Origin of the sequence: Halodesulfovibrio sp. (assembly GCF_025210605.1) — a bacterium.
Lineage (GTDB): Bacteria > Desulfobacterota > Desulfovibrionia > Desulfovibrionales > Desulfovibrionaceae > Halodesulfovibrio.
In genome coordinates, this window is sequence record NZ_JAOARI010000002.1 from 98,421 (window position 1) to 125,185 (window position 26,765).

At 44.5% G+C, this 26,765-nt stretch carries 28 protein-coding genes and 1 tRNA gene; 16 read left to right on the plus strand and 13 right to left on the minus strand.

Annotated elements, in window-relative coordinates; translation table 11 throughout:
- The first annotated feature begins 87 nt into the window (after window positions 1-87).
- The 5 genes from N4A56_RS00490 to N4A56_RS00510 are packed head-to-tail and all read left to right on the plus strand — an operon-like array spanning window position 88 to window position 1,979.
- Complete coding sequence (locus tag N4A56_RS00490; protein ID WP_295544240.1) at window positions 88-528, plus strand: hypothetical protein; 441 nt, start codon at window positions 88-90, stop codon at window positions 526-528.
- 4 nt (window positions 529-532) lie between these two features.
- Window positions 533-841, plus strand: a complete 309-nt coding sequence (locus N4A56_RS00495; RefSeq protein WP_295544242.1) for a hypothetical protein — start codon at window positions 533-535, stop codon at window positions 839-841.
- A gap of 1 nt (window position 842) precedes the next feature.
- Entirely contained in the window at window positions 843-1,313 is a 471-nt protein-coding gene (locus tag N4A56_RS00500) for a site-specific integrase (protein ID WP_295544500.1), read from the plus strand.
- Window positions 1,314-1,354: 41 nt separating this feature from the next.
- Complete coding sequence (locus N4A56_RS00505) at window positions 1,355-1,636, plus strand: cytotoxic translational repressor of toxin-antitoxin stability system (protein WP_295544244.1); 282 nt, start codon at window positions 1,355-1,357, stop codon at window positions 1,634-1,636.
- Entirely contained in the window at window positions 1,605-1,979 is a 375-nt protein-coding gene (locus tag N4A56_RS00510; protein ID WP_295544247.1) for a helix-turn-helix transcriptional regulator, read from the plus strand. Before N4A56_RS00505 ends, N4A56_RS00510 begins: the two co-directional genes overlap by 32 nt.
- A gap of 178 nt (window positions 1,980-2,157) precedes the next feature.
- Here the strand turns inward: N4A56_RS00510 and N4A56_RS00515 are convergent, their stop codons facing one another.
- The 5 genes from N4A56_RS00515 to N4A56_RS00535 all read right to left on the minus strand — a co-directional run bounded on the left by N4A56_RS00515 (window position 2,158) and on the right by N4A56_RS00535 (window position 4,145).
- Window positions 2,158-2,295 (minus strand): hypothetical protein, encoded by a 138-nt coding sequence (locus N4A56_RS00515; protein WP_293671267.1) that lies wholly within the window; start codon window positions 2,293-2,295, stop codon window positions 2,158-2,160.
- Between the two features lie 8 nt (window positions 2,296-2,303).
- Window positions 2,304-2,447, minus strand: coding sequence for a hypothetical protein (locus N4A56_RS00520; protein ID WP_295544251.1), 144 nt, complete (start codon window positions 2,445-2,447; stop codon window positions 2,304-2,306).
- Between the two features lie 104 nt (window positions 2,448-2,551).
- Window positions 2,552-3,223 (minus strand): hypothetical protein, encoded by a 672-nt coding sequence (locus tag N4A56_RS00525; protein ID WP_295544253.1) that lies wholly within the window; start codon window positions 3,221-3,223, stop codon window positions 2,552-2,554.
- A gap of 3 nt (window positions 3,224-3,226) precedes the next feature.
- Entirely contained in the window at window positions 3,227-3,562 is a 336-nt protein-coding gene (locus tag N4A56_RS00530; RefSeq protein ID WP_295544255.1) for a hypothetical protein, read from the minus strand.
- Window positions 3,549-4,145 (minus strand): hypothetical protein, encoded by a 597-nt coding sequence (locus N4A56_RS00535; RefSeq protein ID WP_295544257.1) that lies wholly within the window; start codon window positions 4,143-4,145, stop codon window positions 3,549-3,551. The genes N4A56_RS00530 and N4A56_RS00535 overlap by 14 nt, the downstream gene beginning before the upstream one ends.
- Window positions 4,146-4,564: 419 nt before the next feature.
- On the opposite strand from N4A56_RS00535, the gene N4A56_RS00540 reads away from it, so the two are divergent.
- Window positions 4,565-5,365: an AAA family ATPase gene (locus N4A56_RS00540; RefSeq protein WP_295544260.1), complete on the plus strand. Its 801-nt coding sequence runs from the start codon at window positions 4,565-4,567 to the stop codon at window positions 5,363-5,365.
- A 682-nt stretch (window positions 5,366-6,047) separates the two neighbouring features.
- Here the strand turns inward: N4A56_RS00540 and N4A56_RS00545 are convergent.
- The 3 genes from N4A56_RS00545 to N4A56_RS00555 form a co-directional block, all read right to left on the minus strand.
- On the minus strand, window positions 6,048-6,629 hold the full coding sequence (locus tag N4A56_RS00545; RefSeq protein ID WP_295544262.1) for an RHS repeat-associated core domain-containing protein: 582 nt from the start codon (window positions 6,627-6,629) through the stop codon (window positions 6,048-6,050).
- Window positions 6,630-6,840: 211 nt separating this feature from the next.
- Window positions 6,841-6,932 (minus strand) — tRNA-Ser (locus tag N4A56_RS00550).
- Between the two features lie 97 nt (window positions 6,933-7,029).
- Entirely contained in the window at window positions 7,030-8,733 is a 1,704-nt protein-coding gene (locus tag N4A56_RS00555; RefSeq protein WP_295544264.1) for an ATP-binding protein, read from the minus strand.
- Between the two features lie 501 nt (window positions 8,734-9,234).
- On the opposite strand from N4A56_RS00555, the gene qrcA reads away from it, so the two are divergent.
- From qrcA to qrcD, 4 genes are read left to right on the plus strand one after another with little or no spacing between them, the layout of a single operon-like run.
- Window positions 9,235-9,867, plus strand: a complete 633-nt coding sequence (gene qrcA / locus N4A56_RS00560) for a menaquinone reductase multiheme cytochrome c subunit QrcA (RefSeq protein WP_293671231.1) — start codon at window positions 9,235-9,237, stop codon at window positions 9,865-9,867.
- A gap of 14 nt (window positions 9,868-9,881) precedes the next feature.
- On the plus strand, window positions 9,882-11,954 hold the full coding sequence (gene qrcB, locus N4A56_RS00565) for a menaquinone reductase molybdopterin-binding-like subunit QrcB (RefSeq protein ID WP_295544266.1): 2,073 nt from the start codon (window positions 9,882-9,884) through the stop codon (window positions 11,952-11,954).
- A 12-nt stretch (window positions 11,955-11,966) separates the two neighbouring features.
- The gene (gene qrcC, locus N4A56_RS00570; protein WP_293671233.1) at window positions 11,967-12,731 is read left to right on the plus strand and encodes a menaquinone reductase iron-sulfur cluster-binding subunit QrcC; all 765 of its coding nucleotides are present in this window, start codon (window positions 11,967-11,969) and stop codon (window positions 12,729-12,731) included.
- Window positions 12,732-12,736: 5 nt separating this feature from the next.
- Window positions 12,737-14,002, plus strand: a complete 1,266-nt coding sequence (qrcD, locus tag N4A56_RS00575; RefSeq protein WP_293671234.1) for a menaquinone reductase integral membrane subunit QrcD — start codon at window positions 12,737-12,739, stop codon at window positions 14,000-14,002.
- A 119-nt stretch (window positions 14,003-14,121) separates the two neighbouring features.
- On the opposite strand, the gene N4A56_RS00580 is transcribed toward qrcD, so the two are convergent.
- Together N4A56_RS00580 and rnhA are read right to left on the minus strand one after the other, a co-directional pair.
- Window positions 14,122-15,099 (minus strand): hypothetical protein, encoded by a 978-nt coding sequence (locus N4A56_RS00580; protein ID WP_295544269.1) that lies wholly within the window; start codon window positions 15,097-15,099, stop codon window positions 14,122-14,124.
- A gap of 127 nt (window positions 15,100-15,226) precedes the next feature.
- Window positions 15,227-15,697, minus strand: coding sequence for a ribonuclease HI (gene rnhA / locus N4A56_RS00585; protein ID WP_295544271.1), 471 nt, complete (start codon window positions 15,695-15,697; stop codon window positions 15,227-15,229).
- Between the two features lie 413 nt (window positions 15,698-16,110).
- On the opposite strand from rnhA, the gene N4A56_RS00590 reads away from it, so the two are divergent.
- A complete protein-coding gene (locus tag N4A56_RS00590; protein ID WP_295544273.1) occupies window positions 16,111-16,590 on the plus strand; it encodes a DUF1499 domain-containing protein in 480 nt (159 codons plus the stop codon).
- Window positions 16,591-16,659: 69 nt separating this feature from the next.
- On the opposite strand, the gene N4A56_RS00595 is transcribed toward N4A56_RS00590, so the two are convergent.
- From N4A56_RS00595 to N4A56_RS00605, 3 genes are read right to left on the minus strand one after another with little or no spacing between them, the layout of a single operon-like run.
- The gene (locus N4A56_RS00595) at window positions 16,660-17,166 is read right to left on the minus strand and encodes a TPM domain-containing protein (RefSeq protein WP_293671238.1); all 507 of its coding nucleotides are present in this window, start codon (window positions 17,164-17,166) and stop codon (window positions 16,660-16,662) included.
- 40 nt (window positions 17,167-17,206) lie between these two features.
- The gene (locus N4A56_RS00600) at window positions 17,207-18,967 is read right to left on the minus strand and encodes an aldehyde ferredoxin oxidoreductase N-terminal domain-containing protein (RefSeq protein WP_295544275.1); all 1,761 of its coding nucleotides are present in this window, start codon (window positions 18,965-18,967) and stop codon (window positions 17,207-17,209) included.
- Window positions 18,968-18,976: 9 nt separating this feature from the next.
- Window positions 18,977-19,396: a 4Fe-4S binding protein gene (locus tag N4A56_RS00605; protein ID WP_293671240.1), complete on the minus strand. Its 420-nt coding sequence runs from the start codon at window positions 19,394-19,396 to the stop codon at window positions 18,977-18,979.
- 180 nt (window positions 19,397-19,576) lie between these two features.
- On the opposite strand from N4A56_RS00605, the gene hflK reads away from it, so the two are divergent.
- The 5 genes from hflK (at window position 19,577) to N4A56_RS00630 (ending at window position 26,761) form a co-directional block, all read left to right on the plus strand.
- Window positions 19,577-20,656, plus strand: coding sequence for an FtsH protease activity modulator HflK (gene hflK / locus N4A56_RS00610; RefSeq protein WP_293671241.1), 1,080 nt, complete (start codon window positions 19,577-19,579; stop codon window positions 20,654-20,656).
- Window positions 20,656-21,504 carry a protease modulator HflC gene (gene hflC, locus N4A56_RS00615; RefSeq protein WP_293671242.1) on the plus strand — a complete coding sequence of 283 codons (849 nt, stop codon included), beginning with the start codon at window positions 20,656-20,658 and terminating at the stop codon, window positions 21,502-21,504. The genes hflK and hflC overlap by 1 nt, the downstream gene beginning before the upstream one ends.
- Window positions 21,505-21,980: 476 nt before the next feature.
- Complete coding sequence (locus N4A56_RS00620) at window positions 21,981-22,688, plus strand: helix-turn-helix domain-containing protein (protein WP_293671243.1); 708 nt, start codon at window positions 21,981-21,983, stop codon at window positions 22,686-22,688.
- Between the two features lie 221 nt (window positions 22,689-22,909).
- On the plus strand, window positions 22,910-24,871 hold the full coding sequence (locus N4A56_RS00625) for a response regulator (protein ID WP_295544279.1): 1,962 nt from the start codon (window positions 22,910-22,912) through the stop codon (window positions 24,869-24,871).
- Window positions 24,872-24,892: 21 nt separating this feature from the next.
- Window positions 24,893-26,761 (plus strand): ATP-binding protein, encoded by a 1,869-nt coding sequence (locus tag N4A56_RS00630; RefSeq protein ID WP_295544281.1) that lies wholly within the window; start codon window positions 24,893-24,895, stop codon window positions 26,759-26,761.
- Window positions 26,762-26,765 lie beyond the last annotated feature (4 nt).

The window sequence follows — 26,765 nt, forward strand, 5'->3', positions numbered from 1 at the left end:
TAAATTTTAAGCTTCTCCTGTTATTCACAATAAACAGGTCTCTTTCACTCGAAAAAGTTGGACAACTTTTCATAGTCTGGAGCAAATATGTCCAAGTGGATCAAATCAAAATTTCCTGGCGTCAGATTCAGAGAACACCCTAATCGTAAACATGGAATCACGGCCGAAAAATACTACACCATCACCTACAAGCTCGACGGGAAAACCAAAACAGGAAGCTGTAGGTTGGCAAGTGAGGGCATCAAGCCAAGTTATTGCGCAGAACTTCTCGCAACTCTCAAACGCAATAAAAAGACTAGTAGTGGTCCTTGCACTCTTGCAGAAACACGAAAGCAAAAACTGCTTGAAGAAACGATTAGACACCAAGAGGAAGAAGAACTCACCACACAGCGCGAAAAAGACCTCATAACCTTCTCCGAAGTCTTTAGACAGTATGCTGCCGCAGGGAAAGTCTACAAAAAAGACAAAGTGCTAGCGGTCAATAACGGACGATTTAAAAACTGGCTGTGCACCACAGTTCGGAAATAAGCCGATGAAACTCGTTACAACACGAGACCTTGAAGCACTACAAGCCACAATGATGGACGCCGGCAAATCTTCTTCAACCATACATCATACTCTGAGTCTCTTTCGAGCCACATGGAACTGGGCAAGAAAACGCCAACTCATCTCTGGCGATAATCCATTTCTCATTATGGACAGACTGAAAGCTGAAGGAAAACGAGAGCGTTACTTTAAAGCTGAAGAACTTCAACTCGTCCTTAATTGGCTCAAAGAAAAAAAATCTTTCAACCTTCCAATTAACTCTGTGTGCAGCTCATACAGGAGCACGTTTAGGTGAAATCGCTCATCTTACATGGGACAGAGTCGATTTTCGTGCCCAACAGATTAATTTTGTCCATACAAAGTCCGGAAAGCCCCAATCGGTTCCTATGACTAAGGAACTCATTGTAATGCTGAAAGAGATTGGAAAAGGCCTACCAAGTGAACCTGTGTTCAAACAACGTACAGGCGCTCCGTGGTTCACAGATAGAACTGGATATCGAAAAACAGAATCCCCATACTTTTTCCGTCATGCAGTTGAAAAGCTAGGTCTCAATGAAGGACACGCACGTCAAACACGCCTAACCTTTCATTACCTACGCCATACTGCCGCAACTATTCTTTTAACCAGTAGAGTCGATCCACGAACAGTTCAAGAAATAATGGGTTGGAGCACCCTCCGCATGTTGGTGCGGTACGTTCATGTAATGTCTGAAACAAAACGCCAAGCTGTTAACGCTCTTGAAGGTGCTTTATCCTTGGCAAGTTAGCCACTCATTGACACTTCTCAAAAAAAGGGTAAATTCTCAATATGTGGGAAATACTATTTACGTCAAAAGCACGAAAACAAGTCCGCAAGCTCCCGCAGGATATGCAGGTTGTGCTTAACTTGCTTGCTAAGGAAATTCAACAGTACGGCCCAGTAAGAACATCATGGCCGCACTATGGAAAGTTAAAAGGACGCAAAGAAGTCCACCACTGCCACCTGAACAAAGGTAAACCGCGCTATGTTGCAGTATGGCAGGTAACAGATACAACTATTAAACTCATTGAGGTACAGTATGTTGGAACTCACGAAAAAGCACCATACTAGTGATGTAACTGAGATCTGCTTGCGCGTACCAACTAAAGACGCTCAGCAGGTCTTTGAAGCAACCAAACAGTTTTTGCTTCTTGCAGGTTTGCCCGTTCAGGAAACAAACGAACAAGGCGAACCTCTTTACACTTTAGACGAAGTCTTCCCTGATTCACACCCTGGAGTCGCTTTAAAGGGCTACAGGATAAAAGAAGGCATTACGCAAAAAGCACTCGCTAAACAGCTTGAAATATCTCCTAGCAACCTTTCCGACATGGAACATGGCCGTCGCCCTATCAGTAAAGCAATGGCTAAACGTATCGAGAAGGTTACAGGGATTGGATACAAGGTCTTTCTTTAACACCTACATATAAAAGTGCCGCAAGTTCTAATAATGAACTTCGGCACTTTTTTATTCAGCCAACGCAACTCCAAGTCAAATAACATGTTATTCAGCCGAGTGTTATGGTAGCTATGCTCAATTTCATTTACGAGAAAGAAGCCTCTTCTCTACGAAGAGGCTTCAAGTTTACCGACAGCTATTCATTGTCAATGTAGCTATCGTTGTTCGGATTATGAGCATCTGCCCAATCATCCATGTCAGCATCATTATTTGGATTATTAATATCTGACCAAACATCCAACTCTTCCTGCGTCATTTCTGATGAATCAGGCATACTGTAACCTACTTGTTTTGATTAGGGTTTAATTGTTTGCCGCGATTACCATTACGCTTTGACCAAGCTTCATTTTGTCCAGAAGTACCCTTGTTTGCGTTTTTCTGGTCTGCATTGTTGTTGGCAGGGGATTTTTTAGATTTTGCTGACATTTCAAAAACCTCTTTTTTAGTAGTTAATAAAAAAGCTCTTCTCACGTGAGATGAGAAGAGCTTAATTTTGTGCAATGCACTAAAAAGGCTTTTTTAAAGAAAAATTAGAATACTTCGTCTAAATAATTTTTAAACTCTTGAGCGTTCTTATATGTTTTCATTATATATTCACTTAACAACCTTGCATCTAACGCCTCAAAAGTAGTAGCTGCCGCGATACGATATGCCCGCTTAAAGTCGTGCTGTAAAAAAGCAAGCAGCATTTCATCCTGTCCAGTTTGCTTAGTGTTCGCAGTCAAAATCACTTCTGGCAACGAAACCTCACGTCCATCAAAAAATGCAGTAGGAAGTTCTATAAAGGGATTAGGAAACTGCTTTTCGGTAATATCGCCCCAACTACTGATGGCTTCAATAAAACTCTCAAGATCTTCCGAAAACATTACTTCTGGAATAGAGCTCTTCCGCTCCTTCAAAATTAAACTTAGGACTGAAGCAACTCTTGCCCTTTCTTCAAAATTTAAAACAAGTTTTGTTACGTGGGAAGGTTTTGGGAAAAAGGCAAGAAGCAAAACTAGATTATAAAATAACGGCAAGTTGGCATCATGAAATAGACGCTTATCACGCTGCACCCCAGCTTCTGACGCATATGGTAAAACTCCATTACGCTCGAACGTGGTTAACTTATCTTTCAAATTACCATAGGCTGAAATCTTTTTACCAAACAACTTCTTAAAAGCTTGGGCTCTGGTATAACGATAATATTGCTCGCTCACCATGACTTACCAACAAGTATTCTTCAGCAGTTGCTGATAGCTTTTTCCAACATTAAACTCTTCTGAAATCACACTAGCTCTGTTCTTCAAACTTCCACGACAATGATTCACACGAGCATACTCTTCTAGTGCGCCTCGACATACACCAGCACGCATGGCATCTGCCTGTGAGATATCCGAAATAATACTTAATATTTCATCCTTACTCTCAAGAATCTCTACCAACGACGAACAGCCATCAATTAACTCTTCACTCGACAGTCGCTTCGCATTCGTCGTGGATACGACACTAAAGAAACATAAACAAAACAATAAACCGCATATCATCTTACTGAACTTCATTACTCTTCCCCGTTTCATTTCCCTGTTCTTTTGATAGGATAACATTCTCAGAAGTTTCTAAATCAGGAACAAAATTCTTTTGAGAAGTAGGTACCGTTTGCTTTAAACAACTCGTCACGTTACTTGAATCAGGAACACTTGAGTAAAGACAAAATAAAACACTCAGCATCGCAAAACCGTTGAAATTTAAGGCATCCTCGACTTGTTCAATGGGGTATCCCATTTTTTCAGCCATCAACTCTACTGCAATAACAACCATGAGGCCTGTTGCAATAATCCCAGATTTTCTTATTACAAAAAAAAGTTGTTTAAAAAAACTGACATTAAATTTCTTAGAATAAGAATAGAGCCTCCATAGCATAATTACTGCAACAAAATAATAAAAACTCTCTCCACGTGATAATTCGGACAATCCGGTTTCGACATAATCACCATAAGGATAAATGGACGATGCCATCCCACAAAAGAGAATCCCACTCACAAAAAGATAACTTTTTATAATTAAAAAAAATAACCAGCTAATAGCTCTTGCACACCATAGATCGAATGAAAATTTGTATTTCTTCCGTTCGTTACAGGCCATTACCCCTCCCACTATCGTATAGTAATTTTTATTAGCACCGACTATTTGTAAATACTTACTACCTTGTCAATACAAAACGACTTACAGAACAACTTTAGCAAGATGTGCAAAGAAAACGTGCGAAACCAATTAAGGCCATCACTCAGTTACAACTTGTTATGAGTGGTGGTCTGTTATCTAGTTTTCCTACGTTGAGCCCGCAGCGAATAAGTTCTTTTCCACCTTTTGGTGGCATGCAGTAAAATACCCTCACATCAAAAGTGGGGGCATCTTACCTGTCCTGCCATAAACATTTTATACAACGAGTAGTAAAATCTATCACAAAACAGTTTAATTTTATTTCATTACATACAAAAAAACAGTTTAAACATTAAAATGTATAGATATGAGACTGTTCCATACTATCAGTTATGATAATCATGCATAACATCACCATCTCTGGTTTTCTCACCCTAAAACTTCCTGAGCGAAGTTTTCTTCTTAATCCAATAATTCCACAACAGGGACTTGCACTACTCTACGCGCCGCGTGGACTAGGAAAAACATATGCAGCCCTAAGCATTGCTCTTGCCGTTGCATCTGGCAGCGAAGTCTATGATTGGCAAGCTACAAGTCCACATCAAGTTCTCTACATCGATGGCGAAATGCCTGCTTGCTCTATGCAAGAAAGTCTCAATGGCCTGTCTAAAGGAATGAAACTAACCGTTCCTTATCCGGAGCTCTTCCAAATCATTACTCCAGATTTACAAACAGTTCCCATGCCCAATCTTGCAAACCCAGTAGGCCAACAATCCATTGAAGCCTTAATCCAAGACACCAAGCTCATTGTTATGGATAACCTAGCCACCCTTTGCCGAAATGGTCGCGAAAACGAATCTGACTCCTGGATGCCAGTACAATCTGGGCAGCTTGATTTGCGACGAAGGGGCTTATCTGTCCTTATCGTTCATCATGCAGGTAAATCCGGAGATCAGCGAGGCACCTCCAAAGAAGACATTATGGACACCGTAATCAGCCTTAAAATGCCAAAGGGATATACAATGCAGAAAGGTGCGCGCTTTGAAGTGCATCTAACCAAAGCACGCGGAGTTGCCGGAGAGGAAGTAAAGCCTTTCGAGGCTCACTTATTGAAGAGGACAACGCTCTCTCATGGAAAAAGCGGGACATTGAAGAGGCAGACACTGGGACAGTTTAAAAAGCACCTTGAAAACGGTCTCTGAATCCGAAAAATCGTAGAAGAAATGGGTAAATCCAAGTCAGCCATCCACCGTTTAGAGACCAAAATATAAAAGTATCCCGCTGTCCCGCCTATTCAAGAGAGGAACAAATTTTTAGCTTTTAAAATGATTGCTAAAAAATCTTATGCTGAAAAAAGAGAGAAAATAGGTAACCTCAAAGGTAAACCAGTGTGTTTCTCAACTTAGCAATTACACGCTAGTTAAGCAAACCACGCAAACCAACCGGACAAAACACAAAATGAAAGTAATACTTAGGTAAATTTTATTTAAAATCCACTAAAAAAATTAGATATTTTTTATCCGCGACGCAGCAGCCCGCCTAAAGCTCAGAAATACTATTATGGCAACCAGCACATGCCCACTAATTACAATCAACATACTAGAGTCAAAGTCTTGAAGGATACAGCCTGCTACCACAAATAAAATGCTCGTGCCCATTATACTCACCGGTGTTGCCCATATTCGCATTCGTTCAGGAAGAAACAGTGTTAAAAAAGTAAGCAACACAGAGACAGCATATGTAACGCCGCCTGATGGCATTACATGCTCATGGGATTGCCATAACAAATAAAGGGCAGCTAATTGATATAAAATATAAACAAAAGAAATAATAAACGCTGATATAGTCCAGAACCTATTCTCCATCTTACCAACTCCTGTTCACTTACAACAATGACAGCTTCGGATATGATTCTTCTGGAATTACTCGATGCTCTTCGTCTTCACCCTTTCTTTGATAACTTTCATTGGGTGCTTCATCTTTTGAATCATCTCGCTCATCTCCTTGATCCCTCGATGGAAGTATCTCTTCTAATACCTCAGCAAAGATAAAAGCTCTTCCTGAAAAAGATGTCAACAACGTCGCTAACTGTTTCATAATATGAGTCCAACCACGGGGCTTGCCATTTATCATTTTCCTTTCATCCTTAGTCAACCCAAGCAAACCAATCGGATCAATCAAATTAACTGGGTCAACCAAACAATACCCATATACATCAACATCACCGCCTCGCAGGCCTAATGGATCCCGCTGAATAAAACGCCCAGTTGACGGATCATAATCACGAAATAAAAAAAGAATCAGACCAGTACCCTCATCAAACAGTCCACAGCCAAAATTAAGCATGGCAACAGTCACGAGCTTATGGTTCGCAATCTTCGACCAAAGCATCTTGTTGTTTTCGTACACGTGGTATGGAAGTTTGGACACCATCACTTTGATAAAATTGAGACCATCTCCCCGCATATTTTGCCTCAATTTCTTCGACAGTAAGAAACATTTTCGCCATATTTTTTACAGCCTGACCAACAACATCGTGAAATGCAAAAGCGTAAGCTTCCCCTTACTGCGACCACATAAACAAAAAAAGTTGGACAAAGGTTAAACAAACTCGTTTATCCCAATCATTGGACACAAAAAAAGCCCTCACAGTTTTCACTGTAAGGGCTTAATATCATGGCGGAGAGGGAGGGATTCGAACCCCCGGAAGGCGCAAACCTTCAACGGTTTTCAAGACCGCCGCGTTCAACCGAGCTCTGCCACCTCTCCTTGTTGTGTTCTCTGCGAAGCAGAGGTGGTCTGTATAGGGAATTACAATTCAAAGCGCAAGTACTTTTTGTATTTTTCTTAACTTTTTTCTAGATTGCTATTTTGCCGTTGCATCAAACTCTTGAAGCAATCCGAACAAAACTCGTAACAAGTTATCGGGATTTATAGGTTTACCAACATATTCGTTCATTCCAGCGGCAAGAAACGCTTCACGATCCCCTTTTAAGGCATGAGCAGTCATTGCCACTACTGGAACATCTGGACGAACACAAAAAGATGTTGATTCACGAATCCTGCGCGTTGCTTCTAGCCCGTCCATCTGTGGCATTGCAATATCCATCAATACCAAATCATATTCTTCTATCTTTACTGCTTCCAGCGCTTCAATTCCATTTGTCGCAAGCTCGACTTCAAAGCCCTGCTTTCTCAAAAAAATATCCATGTATTTCAAATTAACAGCATTATCATCAACCACCAGAACCTTCTTAGTACTGCCAAGCACTGGCTTCGCCATGGCGGTTTCACGAGTTGCCACCTCTCCCCGCTCATTTAGCTTACCCAGCTGAAAAGGGAGAGTGAAATAAAATTCGGCACCTTCGCCCGGCGCACTTGATACTCGCAGCTCCCCGCCCATCAGTTCAACTAGCTTACGGCAAATAGCAAGTCCAAGCCCTGTGCCCTGATATTGACGCGATACTGAGCTGTCAGTCTGTACAAAACGTTCAAAAATTGCATCTTGATGCTCTTTAAGAATGCCTATGCCACTATCTTTTACAGAAAATCGCAGCTGAGCATTATCAGATTCAAGACTTTCCAAGTCTACAGACAAATGCACAGTGCCACCGTCCGTAAATTTGAGCGCATTATCCAACAGATTGACAATCACCTGCCTAATACGTGGAAAGTCTCCGACAATCACATCCGGCACATCGTCGGGAATTGTAAATACAAGATGTAAGCAACGTTCTTCTGCACGATGAAAAAACATCGTCCGCAAGGCAGAAAGACGCTTCCGAAGCCTGAAGGCCTGCTTATCAACTTCCAGAACACCTGCTTCGATTTTCGAGAAATCAAGTATCTGATTGATAAGCACCAGCAAAGACTCAGCGGAATTCTCTACCGCCTCAAGGTACTCACGTTGCTCTGCATCTAACTCAGTATCAAGCGCAAGGTCGAGCATACCCAATAGCCCGTTCATCGGAGTGCGGATCTCATGGCTCATCGTAGTTAAAAAGTCGCTTTTTGCTTTATCTGCCGCTTCGGCAGCATCTTTTGCAGCTCGCAACTCATGCGCCATTTCCAATTCACGGGTTACATCATACGCATACTTCACAACAAGCGGATCGCCTTGCGCTGATCGTAGGGGAATATATTGAACATTGCGATGCGCGCCTGTTTTTACATGCCGCTCTACTTCTGCATAGCCGATACCACCGGCAAGACGACTTGTTGAAGATTGAGAGCTTTGGCTCTGCGAAACTATAGGTTCCGCTTCTGCTTTTTGCTCGCCATCCCCGCCCTGTGTCGATACCCACATGGGATCAGGCGCTGCTGTAGTGCTGTATAAAATCTGGTCATCCGCCGTATATACTGTTGCATCAGCAGGAATCACGCGCAAAAGCTCCTTAAGCAACGCCGCTTCACGCTTCGCTGCCGATGCTTCCAACTCTAGTTTTGCCGAATATGTTTCAAGCTCGACGATTTTTTCAATAGCTGTCGAAAAATCTGTAGAGCCAGAAAGTTGTGATTCTCCCTGTGCGGAGCTAAGCAAAGAGAATTTTTCTCGAATATTCTTATCCATATGCGCCCCCAGTTCTTGCACATATCCATTAAATCACATTTTTCAGTACCACAGCTTCAGAAAAAAATCTTCATATTATACATACTCGCCAATAAAATTTTTTTGGCAATACATAGGAAATATTAGCCACTTTTTTTGAATTTAGCCTCCCTATTTGTGTCTACAAAAAGTACGCTTAATATTTTTTGCACAAGCATCAAAAACTACCAATTTACTCCATTTTTCACGTTAACATGCTGAAAAATCGTAATTACTACGGTTGATTGGATTTTCAAACAGTCATGGGCTAGCAGTTTTTTTAGTATCTAAAAGTTTCATTTTATGTTTTAGAAACACAGTTAATGGAGACATCACATCCGCTAGATATGGACGTTTCAAAGGGGCTAGTTACTGCTCGTGAAATATTTCACCTTGACGCAATTGTCCCCAAGAAGTAGACACAGCGATGTGGTAATGTGGGATTTTTTTCAATATTTTAAACCAGCTATGAGGCGAAGGGTTATGGAGGAGAGGCTTTTACATCCTGCCGACGGGAACAGTACGTCACGCCAATTTGGCGGCGCGGCCCCGTTCTTCGTAGGTCTGGTAGTGGCACTCATCTTTGGTTGGTGGGCTTTCCCTGGAATGCTTTATTCCGAGAACGAACAGCCTATTAATTTCAACCACAAGGTGCATATTCAAGACGCAGAAATGGAATGTTCTGCGTGCCATTATTTCCGTGAAGACGGCACGTTTGCCGGTCTTCCGACAACTGAAAGCTGTGCTGAATGTCACAGCGACGAACCACTCGGGGAAGATCCGGAAGAAGCACGCTTCATTAAGGAGTACGTGGAGACCGGTAAAGAAGTTAAATGGTATGTTTACCAGAAACAGCCGGATAACGTCTTCTTCAGTCATGCAGCTCACTCGTTAGAGTCATGCAACAACTGTCATGACTTCTCTGAAGTTGAGCTCTGCTCCCAGTGTCACATTGATGTGGCAAATATGGACAAGACCCCGACTTACTATGAAAACAAGCTGACTACGTACAGCAAACAGACCATGAAGATGTGGCAATGTGAACGCTGCCATGCTCATCCAGAGCACTTTGGCGTTACTCGTTCCAGCAACGCATGCTTCGTCTGTCATAAGTAAAAGGGGAGTATCCAATGGCAGTAGATAGACGAGGATTCCTTAAGTTTGTTGCAGGCGCCACCACTGGTGTTCTGGCTACTCCGGTACCTTGGAAACTCCTTGATGACGCGAGTATCTGGACTCAGAACTGGCCCTGGATTCCACGAAATGTAGATGGAGAAAACTCCTACATTTCAACAATCAGTAAATTGTGTCCTTCCGCTGCGGGCATGAAAATTCGTCTTGTAGGCAATCGCCCTGTGCGTGCGCTTCCAGATGATAACCACCCTCTTTCCATGGGTGGCATCACTGCTCTTGCTGCAGCAGAAGTTCAGCTTATGTACTCTCCTTCCCGTGTGAAACGTCCACTTAAGCATTCCGGTGACGGCGCTTACGTTGCGATTTCATGGGAAGAAGCAGAAAAAATGCTCAAAGAAAACCTCAGAAGAGCAGGTTCCAAAGTTGCTTATGTATCCGGAGACGAAACCGGTACGATCAACGAACTTCTTTCCGGTATGGCGAAAGCAAGTGGTTCCGAAGACTTCTACATGATGCCTTCAGAGGTTCAGCCAGCAGCACTCGCCTTTGCCAACATGAATGGTAAAGGTCAGCTCGGCTACGACATCGAAAACAGCGACTACGTGTTTGCTATCGGTGCCAACATTCTTGAGTCATGGGGTACTGTGCTTCGCAACCGCGCTGCATTTAAAAACACCCACCCTGCTGGAGAGAAACCTACCGCTACATTCGTTTACGCAGGTCCTGTGCAGAGTAACACTGCCGCAGGCGCAGACGAATGGTTACCAGCTAAATCCGGTGCAGAAGCAATTGTTGCAATGGGTATTGCAAACTTGCTTATCAAATCCGGCGCTACAATTGACGCACCTGACTTTGCAGAGTTCAAAGAGCTTGCTGCTCTCTACACTCCACAAAAAGTTGCGACACTTGCAGGCGTTGCTCCTGCAAAGCTTAAAGCTATTGCAGCTGCGCTTTCAAAAGCTCAGAACCCAGTTGTTCTTACCGGTTCCGAATTCGGTCAGGGCACTGGCGTAGCAACAGTTCTTGCTGGTACCGCGGTTAACATGCTGCTCGGTAGCTTTGGTCGCGAAGGCGGCGTAAAAGCTCTTCCTTTGGCACCGAAAGTTATCGCTTCCGGTATGGATCGTTCTGAAATTGCTCAAAAAGACCTCGTTGCATACCTTTCCCGCCTTAATGCAGGTAAAGTTTCCGCACCAAAAGCTATGGTCTTCTACGAAGCAAACCCTGTTTACGGTCTGCCTCAGCCTGCAGCTATGTCAAAAGTTATGCATAAGGTTCCGTTTAAAGTTGCTTTCACAAGCTTCCTTGATGAAACAGCTAAAGCGTGTGACCTTATTCTGCCTACACCACTCGGTCTCGAACGTTTTGATGACGTAGAAACACCTTACGGCATTGGTCAGGCTTTTTACGGTCTTGCCCGTCCTGTTGCACCATGTGCAGTTGACGGCAAACCTGCTGCTGATGTTCTTCTTGGTGTTGCCGGTCAGCTCAACATGGATCTTGGTTTTGCTACGTTTGAAGAAGTTCTTCAGGCAAAAGCAGAAGCCGCAGGTGCTGATTGGGATAGCCTGATGGAAGGCGAATTCTTTACAAGCGATGCTGTTGTAGAACAATCCGGTCTGCGCCTTTGTGCAGGCATTATCGGTAAAGCTCTTGCTACTGCGCCTAAGGCTAGCAAGCTGAGCATCGCCCCTGTACAGAAGCTTAACATCGGTACTCCTAACACCGCTATTCCACCGTACAACAACAAAACAATTCGCCGCTGGGAACTCCAGAAAAACGAAATGTATGTTGCTATGAACGGTGCAACAGCGCGTGAGCTTGGCGTGGTAAAACACGACCGTATCAAGCTCAGCAATAGCAGTGGCAGCATCCAAGCCCGTGTGAACATTTTCGAAGGCGTTATGCCAAACACCATCGCTGTGCTGATGGGCTTTGGTCACACCGCGTTTGATAAGTTCAGCAAAGGCAAAGGCGAAAACGTCATGGAGCTGCTGACTGTTGGTTATGAAGCCGGCACCGGACAGTCTGTCTGGAATGTTGCTGGTGTAAACGTCAGCAAGGCATAAGGGACGAGCGTCATGGAAACTAAAGAATTCACTATCAAATGGGGCATGGCGATTGACCTCGATAAATGTACCGGTTGTGGTGCTTGCATGGTTGCATGTCAGGCAGAAAACAACTTGGCGCCAGTTGTCGATGCTTCCAATAAAATCAAAGTAATGAACTGGATCACAGTCTACGAACTGTCCAACGGTAAACCTTACCCTGAACATGACGTAGCCTACCTGCCTCGCCCTTGCCAGCAGTGTGGTCATCCACCTTGCGTTTCTGTTTGTCCGGTTATTGCGACTGACAAAAACGAAGAAGGCGGAATCGTCAGCCAGGTTACACCTCGTTGTATCGGCTGTCGTTACTGCATGGCTGCTTGCCCTTACCATGCTCGCTACTTTAACTGGAGCGATCCGGTATGGCCTGGCGGACTTGAAAAAGCTCTTACTCCAGACGTATCTGTACGCCCACGCGGTGTTGTAGAAAAATGTACTTTCTGCCACCACCGCTGGATGGCTGCAAAAGACAAAGCAATAGTTGAAGGGCGCGATCCTATGGATCTGCCTGAAGGCGAATACGTTACTTCCTGTACCGAGGCTTGTCCTAACGGTGCAATTACCTTCGGTGACCTTAACAACGAAGAACACGAAGTAGCTAAGCTTGCTAGCTCTAAATACGCTCACAGATTACTCGAACGTCTCGGTGCCGACACTCAGGTTTACTACATAAGCCGTCGTGAATGGGTACTGCGTCAGCTCGACAACTATCTGGAAGACGAAAAGGTTAAGGGGTAACAGTCATGGAAAAGAACTACTCTCTTCCAGCAGATCATGATCTCTTTCCAGAAGGCACTTCACGTTGCTCTCTGACTAAGTTTTCGATCTGGATGGGACTTGTCGGTGCTGTAGCTCTTTGGGGTCTTTACGCTGCATTCCGAGTGCTTGCGGAAGGTCTTGCCGTTACAGCCCTTGATGACTACTTCGGCTTTGGTCTTTGGATTACCTTTGACCTTGCTGTTATTGCTCTCGGTGCCGGTGCGTTCTTCACCGGTCTGCTCAGATACATTCTGAACATCGACCCACTGAAGAACATCATCAACCTTACCGTTATTATTGGTTTTATCTGCTATTCCGGTGCTATGCTCATTCTCGTGCTCGACGTAGGTCAGCCGATTCGTGCATGGTTCGGTTACTGGCATGCGAACGTACACTCCATGCTGACAGAAGTTATTTTCTGTATTACCTGTTACCTGATTGTTCTGATTATCGAGTACATTCCATTGATTCTCGAGCAGAAGCAGCTTAACAGAATTCCAGTACTGCATCACCTCGCGCACAACCTGCACGTGTGGATGCCTCTGTTTGCTGGTATCGGTGCGTTCCTTTCCACTTTCCACCAGGGTTCACTCGGTGGTATGTACGGCGTTCTCTTTGGTCGTCCTTACGTACTGCGTGATGGCTTCTTCATCTGGCCTTGGACATTCTTCCTCTTCGTTATTTCCGCTGTTGGTTCCGGTCCGGTATTCACCGTACTGATTGCAACCCTCATGGAAAAAATGACTGGCAAGAAACTGGTAAGCTGGGAAATCAAATCCCTCATGGGTAAAATTGCTGGTGCAATGCTGTGTGTATACTTGATCTTCAAGTTTGCAGACACCTACGCATGGGCAATTGACGTACTTCCACGTTCCGGTCTCACTTTTGACCAGAACTTCTACCAGACAATCTACGGCAAGTGGCTCCTGTGGTCAGAGCTGTTCGTGTGCGGCGTAGTTCCGTGTATCATTTTGCTTACACCAAAACTCCGCAACACTCCTGCTCTGTTCTACGCAGCTGCACTGCTTGATTGTATCGGCATTACAATTAACCGTTACGTATTTACGGTTCAGGCTCTTGCTATGCCTGTAATGCCTTTCGACACTTGGGAAACATACGCACCAAACTGGGCAGAATGGGGTGCAAGTGCACTCGTAGTTGCCTACGGCGCTATTATCCTGAGCCTGTCATACCGTTACCTGCCGGTATTCCCGCAGGAACGTGCTTTGAATGCGACTAAGTCCAGCTAGGGCTTAGTTTCAGATAGGTAAGCTTAAAGTCAGTTGAACCCCGGCCGGTCCCCACCCGCGCCGGGGTTCTTCGTATTTAACGATACAATTTCACGCCCTGAAGCTACATCCCCTCAACGCTACATCCAGAAATAATACAGAAGCGTAAAAAGAATAAGTGAAGCGGCTCGAACGCCTTGGTTGCAAACGATAAGCCAGAAGGCGAGGCGTGGTGGAAAAATTCCCATATACGTGGGTAGTTGATGCCGTACAGCACGCATTGGGGAAGAAAGTATATTCCCTGCCAGCAATGCCAATACAATCTCTTTTGCGTGAATTGTTCCCTCGGTTAGCAACGCTCCTGCCGCTGCCATTGCCGCAGTAATTTCCGCAGCAAGACTCAGAACTAGCACACCAGCCGCCTGAGGATTAATAAACGGAAGTAAGCCGTTGCTCCCGCCAATAACATCATTCAGCGCTGTAAATGCTCCCGACCGATTCAACACAAAAACGATGGTATACACCGGAATGGTAACACGAAGCACACGTTTAATTCTCCGCATAAAGCGTGTGCGAACTCTACCGAGAACTTCTGTAAAGCTTTTGGGTGCATTATCATCCAACTCGCACGTAACGCAGCCTTCCGGTGTTGGGGGCAATACTATTCTACCTATTATGACCGTCCCGAATGTACGAAATAATGCGGCAGCTACGATTACACCAACATACCACACGGCAGCCTTGCCTAAAAACGGAACAGCTAAAAAAAAGAGTGAAGGCAGATGAAGAAAAAGCACAGGCGTGCTGTTCAATAAATTGGAAAAATAGAGTTCCCTGCGAAGAATTTTTCCTTGCTCATATTGTTCTGCCAAATACGTGTTGGCAGTGATGCTAGAAAAAAACGCCATAGTGAATGCAGCACCGGAAACATCCTGCAAATGCGCCATGCGTACAAGGGGAGAAGAAATACGGGCTAAAAAACGTCCCCAGTGCAGTGCCTCGATAATATTACCGATAGCCAAGCCTAACGAGATAGAAAAAATAAGCCTGAATAACGGATAAAAAAGTCCGTTCAAGAGCGCGTCATAATCCATAAAAGTAAAGAGTTCAGTATGCATACTGAACTCTTTACCATAGTTTACTTTAATAACAAATTGGAAGAGCGTAGAACGAGTCTTCACTATCAATGCTGAGTGGAGCAGCCTCGCCTAAACATAGCTCAGCTCAAATTGCGGCTATACAACGCTAGGCTGCGTCATCGTGCCCTTTATCCCGCGGCAAATCAGATTTTGACGCTTCAGCGCGGGCAAGATCGTCGCATCGCTCATTCTCTGGATGTCCACTATGACCGCGAACCCAGTGCAAAGTGACATCATGTTTTTCAAGATAAGGAAGAAGGCGGAGCCACAGGTCTTTATTTTTAACCGGCTTTTTGGAAGCATTTTTCCAACCGTTCTTCTGCCAGTTAACAAGCCACTTTTTTTCTACAGCGTTGCGTACGTACTGAGAATCAGTATATAAATCGACCTTGCAAGGTTCTTTCAACGCGGCAAGCCCCTCTACCACAGCAAGAATCTCCATCCTGTTATTTGTCGTCAGAGCAAAACCACCGGAGAGTTCTTTTTCTGTCTCACCGAATCGTAGGATACTTGCCCAGCCTCCGGGACCGGGATTACCGAGACAAGACCCATCTGTATAAAGCAAAATATGTTTCATCGTAAAATCACTCACATACTGTAGTAGTTGGATAATTCATGTGTGGCGCAACATGCTGTAGCATTTGCCGCGGCATGTTCAGTAAAAAACATAAAAATGTCTGAACAGCTAGCTTTTTTCCATCCACTCCACACAATGGCGCAACACCTTGTAATACGAATACTATAAAACTCAAAAAAAGATTACATTGCAGACGGTTCTGCGTATACTCACCAAAAGATCGTATTCTTTTTTAATCCCATCATGTTGAAATTTTTGCGGAAAAAGCAAATGATTATGGTTCAATACATTACTTAAACCAACGAATCGTACAACTATGTTTTTTTACCTGACTGCAATAAATTTCCAGCAATCAGGCTTGTTGGTTATATTGTTTCAACCTAACACACAGCTTACAGCTCATTGAGGTATGCATGATTAAAGCTTCTGTATTCATCAAGTGGACATTTATTATTTTTTGCGCGCTGGTTCTGGCAGGATTATTCTTTTTCAGGCATCTAGGCACTAAATCAGCAGACATGACCATGCAACTCGGCGTCACCAACGGACAGCTTACAGCTATGCCGACAACACCAAATGCAGTGTCCAGTCAAACAGATATTAAGGACAAATACGTAGCGCCATTGCCAATGCAAGGAACCGTGCAGCAGACAAAAAATAAAATTTTGCAATGCCTTCAGGCGATGGGAAATAATACTATAGCTTCACAAGACGCAGACTACGTCCATGCGGTGTTTGTCACACCTTTCATGCAGTATCATGACGATGTTGAATTTTATATTGATCCGCAAACGCAAAACGTGCAATTCCGATCTGCCTCCCGAGTTGGCAAATCAGATTTCGGTGCAAACCGCGCCCGATATGAAAAATTCAAGACGCTGTACTTACAGTAAATACACTACGTAAAAAGGCGGCAAGTCGTTGTGACCTGCCGCCTTCATATATTGTAAACAGTCAGAATATTATTTCCCGCCTATGTCATCCCAGAGCTGTTGCAGAGCCGCTCCCAGCCCCACCTGCCATTGGTTCTTTTCGAAGTACGGTATAAAATATTCATTTTGCAGCTTGTACATATAATCCTGCCCCAAAGCTTTTCGCAGCAATGGCGGAAATTCAATCAGAACCTGACGGCTGTACGGATTTATTCCGATAAAAACAGTTTTAGTATCCAGTTTCTCCGGAAGAACTACAGGTGTATTGCGTACCTGAAGGCGCAACTTCAACCCATGGGTTTCACGTAGAGCTGCTGCATAATCACGCAGCGCCGCTTTCTGGGTTTGAGTCAATGTTTCTGTTTGATCGTACACAGTGCCGCGAGATCGAATCTCTTTAAAACTGTGTTCAGTCTGGTACCAAAAGGCGGCAGCTACAGCAACGAATACTGCAATCAACAACATGGCACGCAAAAAGAATTCACCAGAAGATTTGGAGCGAATTAACGGTCCCCGCTTATTTCTAAAAAATCCCATCTGCTCTCCGGTTCTACTGTGGCACTATCAGTGCCGCAGGCTATTCTACTTCTTCACACTGAGCCATCTCTTTAATGGCTAAGGCATAGCGCCTTGCTACTTCGTTCATGTACTCTGTGTCAATTGCACCTTTCCAAGTTACTACTTCTGTAAAGCGTTTCGGAATTTTTACTGCATCTACATCAAACCCTGTTTTGCATTTCAATTGCCAACGCAGATTTTGAACGTATTTACCTGCTGCTTCGAGGTTATCAGCAATGTTGGCAAACCCTGCTGCGGTCAGAGCTTCTTTCAATTTTTCCGCACCGTAAGTCCCACGCGCAAAAAGGCAGCCCATCATTGTATTAATATAGATACGCTCTCGCTCATCTTGAAGCATGAACTCAATAACCTTATCCGCATCTTTTTCAGTAGTATTCTGGTCAAACGCATATCCGCCTGTATCAAGGTGCGAATGCCGGAAGCCATATGCTGATGCAACAAAGAACACTTCGCCTGTGGCATACCCTGCCATCTCCTGTCCTAATACGCAGGCAAAGTCTTCGCCGCCGTACTGTTTTGCCGCTGCCATGGAGCCACGGGAGAGTGCCTGATAGAATTCGTTTTCACCCGAAGAGATGAATTTAAGCCCTTCGATGAACCCTTTCATATCGCCAAATTTAAGATCAACGATGGTTTCATCTTTACTGATTATACCTTTTTCCGTTGCCTCTGCCGCCCATGCGAGTGCAACTCCCGCGCTCATACAATCAAGCCCAAGTTTTTCAGTTTCATCCAACAATGCCAGAACATCGGCAGCATTCGTTATGCCCAGCATGCTGCCTTGCGCAAAAATTGGCTCATAATCGTACGAAACCTGCTTGTAGAGAAATTCATGCTCGCTCGCGAACTGCTGCCGCAATAGACCTATATGGATACAACCGACCGGACACCCAGCACATGCCGCTTGCCTCAATAAAAGCTGATCTGCAAAGGTTTCACCAGAAATATTGTCCACACGGTCATCATGCGTTTTTTGTAGATTATTCCAAGGCAGCGCTTGCAATTCATTCAATGGTATCAAGTTTTGGGGCGTACCTAAGTCATGGTACTTTTTCATCTTACCAGTTTCAGTGATATCCTGATAAATTTCTTTCATCAGATTTGCGTATGCCTTCCCTTCCGGTAAGTCATATGAACCGTCTCCTGAAACTACGATACCTTTGAGATTCTTATACCCCATTGCAGAGCCGGACCCCATTCTACCGAAATGGCGGAAAGAGTCTACGTTGATGCAGGCATACGCGACGCCACGCTCCCCTGCCTGACCTATACGGATTGCTGATCGATGCCCCGCATTTTTTTTATCGAACCGACGCAAAAATTTTCCTGTAGCAAAAACGTCTTTTCCACGAAGGTACGCAACATTTTTAACCTCACAGGAACGGGAACCGATGACGAGCGCACTTAGCTCCTTCGCTTTTCCCGTAATCATCAGTGCATCGTACCCCGCAAAACGGATTGATAGAGCCAACCGCCCACCCGCGTGGCTCTCTGACCATTCATCAGTGTATGGAGACCGGAACCCGCATACAACCTTGCTCATCAGTGGATAAAATCCTGTTAACGGACCTATGGCAAAAATAAGTGGCTGGCGAGGATCATTCGCCGGAGCGTCGTTAACGCCATACTGTTCATATAAGACAGCAGCCAGTCCACTTCCACCAATGTGCATATGGCGGTCTGGAATCATTCGGACTGTACTTTTTTCAGTATTCAAATCTACATGTAATACACGAGAGAAGTCTGGATTTATTTTCATAGCAAGCTCCTAGTCTTCTTCGCGTGCTGGTATTTCACGCAACTCGATACAGTTATGGGGACAAAACGGCACGCATCGCCCGCAATGAATACATAGGTAAGGCAAATCGCTTTCCGTTTCGTAATAGATAGCGTCCACAGGGCAAACCTCAGCACACTTACCGCACTTAATACAGGTATCGTGCTTAACTATAACGCCACCGCCCTTACGCTGTTTGAGGGCTTCAGTAGGGCACACTTCTGCACACGGCGCAGGATTACACGCCACACACAATTGCGCCTCAAAGCCAGTGCTTAACCCACCAGCAGAAGTGATGCGAATTCCAGCTGTGTTCCACGAAAGCTTTTTATGAACAAGCCGCGCACAGGCAAGCGAACAGGAATGACACCCTATGCATTGCTCCATGCGGACTGCTTCAAGTCTTTTCATACTTGCCACCTGTTATTTATCTTCTAATCAAAAAAGGAGTATCTCCGTAATTCATCAGAACCATATTCCCCTATACACGCCCTAACGTGAATCCTATAGTGAAACTTATACAGCAGGTTATCATCGATACGGGGAAAGCAGCTTGACCTATTAAGACAACTGCCCTAGATTTCATATATTATGAATTGGGATTGGGAAAAACTGCAAGAAAAGCGGCAGAGGCAATCGGGTCATGGTCCAAACTGGGGTGGAACACCTCCAGATGGCGATAATCCTGACCCGGTCAGCGAAGGCCTGAAGAAACTTCGGGGATTAAACTTCCCTGCGGGCAAGTTCATTCTTGCCTTACTTTTACTCTTCTGGCTCGCATCCGGCATTTATATCGTGCAACCAGATGAAGAAGGCGTTGTGCTCCGGTTCGGCAAATATGTTGCCACTACAGGTCCGGGTCCACACTACCATCTTCCTTATCCTATTGAGACAGTTTACAAACCTAAAGTGTCTCAAATCCGCCGTATTGAGGTCGGATTCCGCTCAACTGGAAAATCATCATCTTTCCAGCAGGGACAGTCACGTACTGTTAAAGCGGAGTCACTTATGCTTACCGGTGATGAAAACATTGTCGATGTTCAGTTTATTGTTCAGTACCGCATCAGCAATGCTGTAGATTACCTTTTTAATGTCACACAGCAGTCAATCACTGTTAAAAGTGCCGCAGAAGCCGCCATGCGCGAAGTTATCGGGCACAACCAGATTGATAATGCTCTGACTGAAGGTAAATTGCAGATTCAGAACGATTGCCGCACGTTGTTGCAGGATATTCTGAACCGCTACAAAGCGGGTATCCACATTGTTGCAGTACAAATGCAGGACGTACATCCACCACAAGAGGTTGTTGACGCATTTAAAGATGTAGCCAGTGCCCGAGAAGACCGCAGCCGTATTATCAACGAAGCTGAGGCATACAGTAACGATATTTTGCCGAAAGCACGCGGTGCAGCAGCAGAAATCGTCAACGAAGCACAGGCGTACAAAGAATCCACTGTCAACAAAGCTCAGGGTGATGCGTCACGCTTCCTCGCAATCCTTGCTGAATACAATCAGGCAAAATCCATCACCAGAAAACGTATGTACTTAGAAGCTATGGAACATGTTTTCAGCGGTACGGGAGTTAACAAAGTCATTGTGCCAAACAAAGGCGTTTCACCGACTATTCCGTTTTTACCGCTTGGCGACAGCAGCATGAAGGAGAGTAAGTAATGAAAAAGACAACTACTCCTATTCTTATCTTACTTGTCCTTATCATCGCTGTAGTTTTCCAGTCTGCTTTCATTGTTAAGCAGACAGAAAAAGCAATTGTTCTCCAGCTTGGTAAGCCGGACAACAATGTCTATGGTCCCGGTCTGCACTTCAAAATCCCGTTCATCCAGAACGTCATCTATTTTGATGCACGCCTTCTGGAGTATGATGCACAACCAGCTGAAGCCCTCACAAAAGATAAAAAAGCTCTTGTGCTGGACAACTACGCACGTTGGCGCATCATTAACCCGCTCCTCTTCTACCAGACCGTTCGTACCATTCCAGGTGCTCAAGCGCGCCTCGATGACATTGTATACTCCCAGCTCCGTGCAGCGCTTGGTCGCTACACACTTACTGAGATTGTTTCGACAGAACGTGACAACATCATGCAAATGGTTACCAAACGTTCTTCAGACTTAATCAAGGCATACGGTATTGAAATTGTTGATGTACGCATCAAACGCACTGACCTTCCACCGGAAAACCAGCGCGCTATTTTTGGACGCATGCGTGCAGAACGTGAACGTCAGGCAAAACAATACAGATCTGAAGGACAACAACAGTCCATTACTATTAAATCACTTGCAAACAAAGAACGTACAATCATTATTGCAAAAGCAAACAAAGAAGCTGAGATCATTCGTGGTCAAGGCGACGCTATTGCAACGAAGATTTACGCAGAATCGCTTGGGCAAGATGAAGAGTTCTACAATTTCCAGCGATCATTAGAAGCATATAAAGACAGCTTCAAAGATAATACTCGCATCATCGTGACTCCAGAAAACAAGTTTCTGCACGAAATGCAGTAGCCAGCCACCATCAGGGAGCGTAGCTGCATATTCTTTCTATGCCGCTACGCTCTTTTTTACATTTACATTTTTTCTGATGTAATTTTCCCTATTTTACTCTACTGTTCCGCATGAGTTAAAAAGTTATGAACTTTTAGTAGAATAAAGAGTTCATAGAGTTCAATATCAATGCAATTAGGATTTTTTTACAATTTTTCGGCAATATCGAGTCACATCCATATTGACAAAACATTGCGAATCCGTCCAAAAAGAATGGTTGCATCCACTAAAAGTAAAAACTTTTGGTCATCTAAAAACATACGCTTTATGTTTTATGATGTTTTTTTGCATTGGGACATATTCCCAACGTTTCCCTGCTGCCTTACCTGTCCTACACAGGTACGTCGCAGAATTACTCAGACAACCCAGCAATTTTCAACGACAAGACTTATTTTCATAAGCCTATGCTTATTCTAATGTCTTGGCGGGAGAGACACGTGTCCAGCTTTGATGAAGTTTTTGAACGTATTAAGTTAGCTACAAATACGAGAACTCAGGTTGAACTAGCGGAAGTACTAGATATTCGGCAATCCAGCATTTCAGATGCCAAACGTCGAGATTCTGTTCCTTCAGACTGGTTCATGAAGCTATTTGAAAAATTTGGTCTTAATCCAGACTGGCTTAAAAAAGGTGTCGGTCCAATGTACTTACGTACAGAGGAAGAAGGCTACCAACCAGTAGAAGGCCCTGCTGCCGGACGGGTTTTTGAAAACCCTGCAAAATTTGGTGATCCAGATGCCCGCAGCGCTGTTGTAACAATCCATTCCATGCAAAACGTTGAAGTTACTGAAGAAGGTGAAGAGGCTCGCCGCTTTACCAGCATTGGTAAACTTTCCATTCCACAGTCGTTTGCTGGTGCCACAATCCAAGTTTTCCGTGTTGATGCAAGCAGCATGGAACCTCTCATTAAAAAAGGGGCATACGTTGGATTAGACACTGCACAAACCAATATCCTTTCTGGCGAAATCTATGGTGTATACGTTCCGTACGAAGGTATTTCCATTAAACGTATTTTCTTAGATGCTGCCAACCAACGCTTTATCCTGCGTAGCGAAAACCCTGCCCATCCTGAGCAATACCTGCCGATGGATCGCTGCACAGAAGATGTTATAGGTCGTGTTGTCTGGAATCTTCAGACAATGTAGTCCTTCAAATTTCGTTTTTTAAAGGCGGTCATTATGACCGCCTTTTTTTGTATTTCCATCCCGAAATCCCCCCAAAGCACAGCTAGACAACCACATGCTTTTATAGCATATACTTTGAGAGCTTTTTCTATTTATTTTTTGCATATCGGCAGTCTTCTGCTGTTCGAAATCCATACGCCGTTGCACCTAATTAGCCCGCACGCGGCAGACCGGAGAAAAACATGCCTTCTATCAGTATACTTGTGGTTGACGACGAACGTATTGTTGCTCTTGACATAAAAGGTACTCTGGAAACACTCGGCTACTGCGTTTGTGCTGTTGCCAATGCTGCGGAACCTGCTCTTGAGGCTGTGAAGGTGCACTCCCCAGATTTAGTGCTTATGGATATCAATCTTCGAGGAGAAATGGATGGTATAGCCATTGCGCATATCATCAATGCTAAATATTCCACTCCGGTTGTATTTCTTACCGCATATTCAGATAGAGATACCTTTGACCGCGCCAAGTCTGCAAATCCTTACGGATTTATATTAAAACCTTTCGATGCACGAAAACTGCATTCAGCCATTGAAATAGCACTCATCAAACATTCTGAAGAAGCACGGCTGACAAAAGCACGACACAAAGCTGAACTTGAAAACAACGCAAAATCGAGTTTCTTCGCTAACATGAGTCACGAAATCCGAAATTCATTAAACGGAATTGTCGGCATGACAGATTTAGCACTGGAAACAAAGCTTGATGCAGACCAGCAAGAATATATGACAACCGTGCTGGATTCTGCCGAAAATCTTCTCGATATATTGAATGATATCTTAGACTTATCTCGCATTGAAGCACAAAAAATGTCGCTGACACCAAAACGGTTTGATCTGGAAAAACTCATCAATAAAGTGGTGCGGACTCAAATCCCCAAGGCACACAAAAAAAAGCTTACGATTACTTATGACATTCCGGCTTTTGTCCCCAGAATGCTCAAAGGAGACCCCACTCGTGTTTCACAGATCATCACGAATCTTCTTTCCAATGCGATCAAGTTTACTGAGCAAGGTACTATTTCATTAGAAATTGCAGACCTTGCAACGCTTGGAGCCTATGCAGAGCACCAACTGCTACTTCCGACTCCCAAATACCGTATGCTCTTATTTTCTGTACGAGATACAGGCGTAGGTCTTACGGAAGAAGAACAGAACTATATTTTTGAGCCGTACAAACAAGTGCACGCAGAAGAAAAAACGCCAATTCGCGGAACCGGTCTTGGGCTTGCTATCTGCCGAGAACTTGTTGAGCTAATGAACGGTACAATTTGGGTGCGCAGCAAACCCGGAACCGGCAGTACCTTCCATTTTACAGCACAATTTGAACATGGTGAATTGGTTGAAGAAATACCAGAACCGGAAGCAATACCAGAATTTCCTTCCGGACTGCACGTTGCAGTTGTTGACAACAATATAGTCGGTCAAAAACTGCTACATGAATTGCTAGAAAAGAAAGGGTTCAAGTGTCACATTACTTCAAATGGAGCTGAACTGCTTGAACTTCTCGCTTCAGAAACTATTGACCTTGTTGTGACAGAAATAAAACTTCCGTTTCTAACCGGCTTAGAAGCCATGCAGCATATACGCTCTGGAACTATTCCCAATACTCCAAAGAATTTGCCGATTATTGCCGTAACAGCGTTTGCACTTAAGGGTGATAAGGAACGGTTTATTGAAGCAGGAATGGACGGTTATGTTGCAAAGCCAATTCATGCAACCGAGTTCTACAGAGAACTTGCACGAGTTCTGCAACCAGCAGAATTAGCTGCCCAGCCGGAGCAACAAGCTGAAGAAACTGACATGACGCAACTGCTGGATGTAGAAGGAACACTTATGAGGTTAGAAAATGACACCGACCTCATTTGTCGTCTTTACCTGCTCTTTGTAGACGAAGTTGCAGAACGTCTGTATGGGTTGAAACTCTTTTTACAAGAGAATGCTTATGACAAAGCTGCATTACATAGCCAATCGTTTGCAGCATCCGCTTTTAATATCGGAGCCAACAGTCTGGGTAACGCGCTCATGCAGGTGTATACAGCAGCAACGCATAAACAGCCCATTTCTGCCGACCACCTAGCCCAGCTAGAACAATTAAGCATGCTGACCACAACAGAAATCAAGCGCAATATGGAGAAACTCTCTTAATATTGCCATGCCGGAGACACCATGGCGCAGCTACTGCAAGCACCCACTGCATCCTATACTTCTTCCCCGCTACCGGACGCCGTATCCACATTGTTGCGGCAACTCAGCGATACGTGTTCGTCAGATCAAAGTCTTGATCTTGACTATGTACGGGGATTTTTGTCTTCTGCTCTTGGGTGGCCCCGCAAAGATGTGTTGCACTATTTACAGGCGCAACTTCTTGAAACAGACAACCTTACCACCATTTCGCGTCAACTTCAGCTACAGACAGCGGGTAAACTCCATTCATTCCCTCTGCATTTTATAGATATGCATCAGCAGCAGGTAACTGTTTTAGTGCACCCACGCCCGTTACGTTTTGCCGATGGCACCAAAAGGATAAGCAGTACCCTTTCTCTTGAATCGAATTTTCCGGCACAAGAGCGCTGCAATCGCCAACATTTAAACCTGTTGGCTATTCTGGATAAGCTTCCTGAATTTGTCGCGTTGGTTACGCCACAGTTTACACTACGATACATCAACAAGCCCTTTCGTGAGCAAGTACAGCTTACAGAAGGAGATTGTTGCTACGGAGCATTTACGGGGCATACAAAGTCATCCGCAGAGCCAACCCATCCGTACCTGCCACCTTTTGATGTCTTTGAAACAGGTTCACCTTCATTCTCTGCGTGGAAAAGTCCCCGATCAGGTCGTTCATACCGCTTTTTAAGCTACCCTTTCACGGACTCTGACGGTGCTCAGCTTATCTTGCTTATGGGACTTGATATCACGCAGTTAACCCGTTTTCAGGAAAAACTTGCCATTACAGAGCGGCAATACCATCTCATTACAAACAACCTGTCACTTGCCATTGCTGTAATAGATAAACAACGCAACATTACGGCAGCAAACCGGCAGTTCCGCAACTGGTTTGCTATTAATACAGAATCATACCCTGTCAGCTGCCCTGCGGCACTTACAGAGGAAGATGAAAGCGGAGAATGTATTCTTGATAAGACTACAAGTCTCACCATTCAAGACGGCAAAGAACATGAATGCGAATTTTCTACTGTCCGTAACGGAGCGCACATAACATTCAGAATTACGGCATGCCCACTGCACCGGACAAAACTTTTTTCCTCAGCAATTATTCTTCTGGAAGATATTACCGAAAAGAAAAAGATTGCTCAGCGAACCCAGCAAATGCGTAAGCTGGAAGCCATGAGTACTCTAGCAGCAGGCATTGCGCATGAAATTAACCAGCCACTTTCAGCGTTGCGCCTGTATGCAAGCGGACTTGATCTCATGGTGGAACAACGCGGTTCTGTTCCTGTGGATATCCTACAAGAACGTCTTGAATGGATTTTGCGGGAAACGGGCACAATTGAAGATATCATCACGCATATGCGTTCGCTTGTTCGCCATCAAGGCTCTTTTCCTTTGCAACGCTCCGATCTCAATCACGCGGTATCGCAAGCCCTGAACCTGCTGCAAAGTAAGCTTGATACCCGCGCTGTTCGCATCGAAACACAATTGCAACCGGATCTGTCTCCCGTGCTGGCGCTGCCGATTCAACTGGAACAAATTGTGATTAATATTGTAATGAATGCGGCACATGCCCTTGAAAGTATAGAAGAGGAACGACGTATTATCATTACGACCTACGACTCTGAAGATGGGTATGTCCGTCTCAGCATCGAAGATAACGGTCCGGGGTTACAGGGGCTTGGAGAAAAAATTTTCGACCCGTTTTTTACTACCAAAGAATCCGGAAAAAACATGGGGCTTGGACTTGCACTGGTTCACACCTTTGTTACCAGTTGGGAGGGAACAATTACAGCCACCTCCCCTCTCTGCGAAAACAAAGGAACAGTAATAAAAATTTCACTTCCGCAAGCTCCGGCTATTTAAGAGA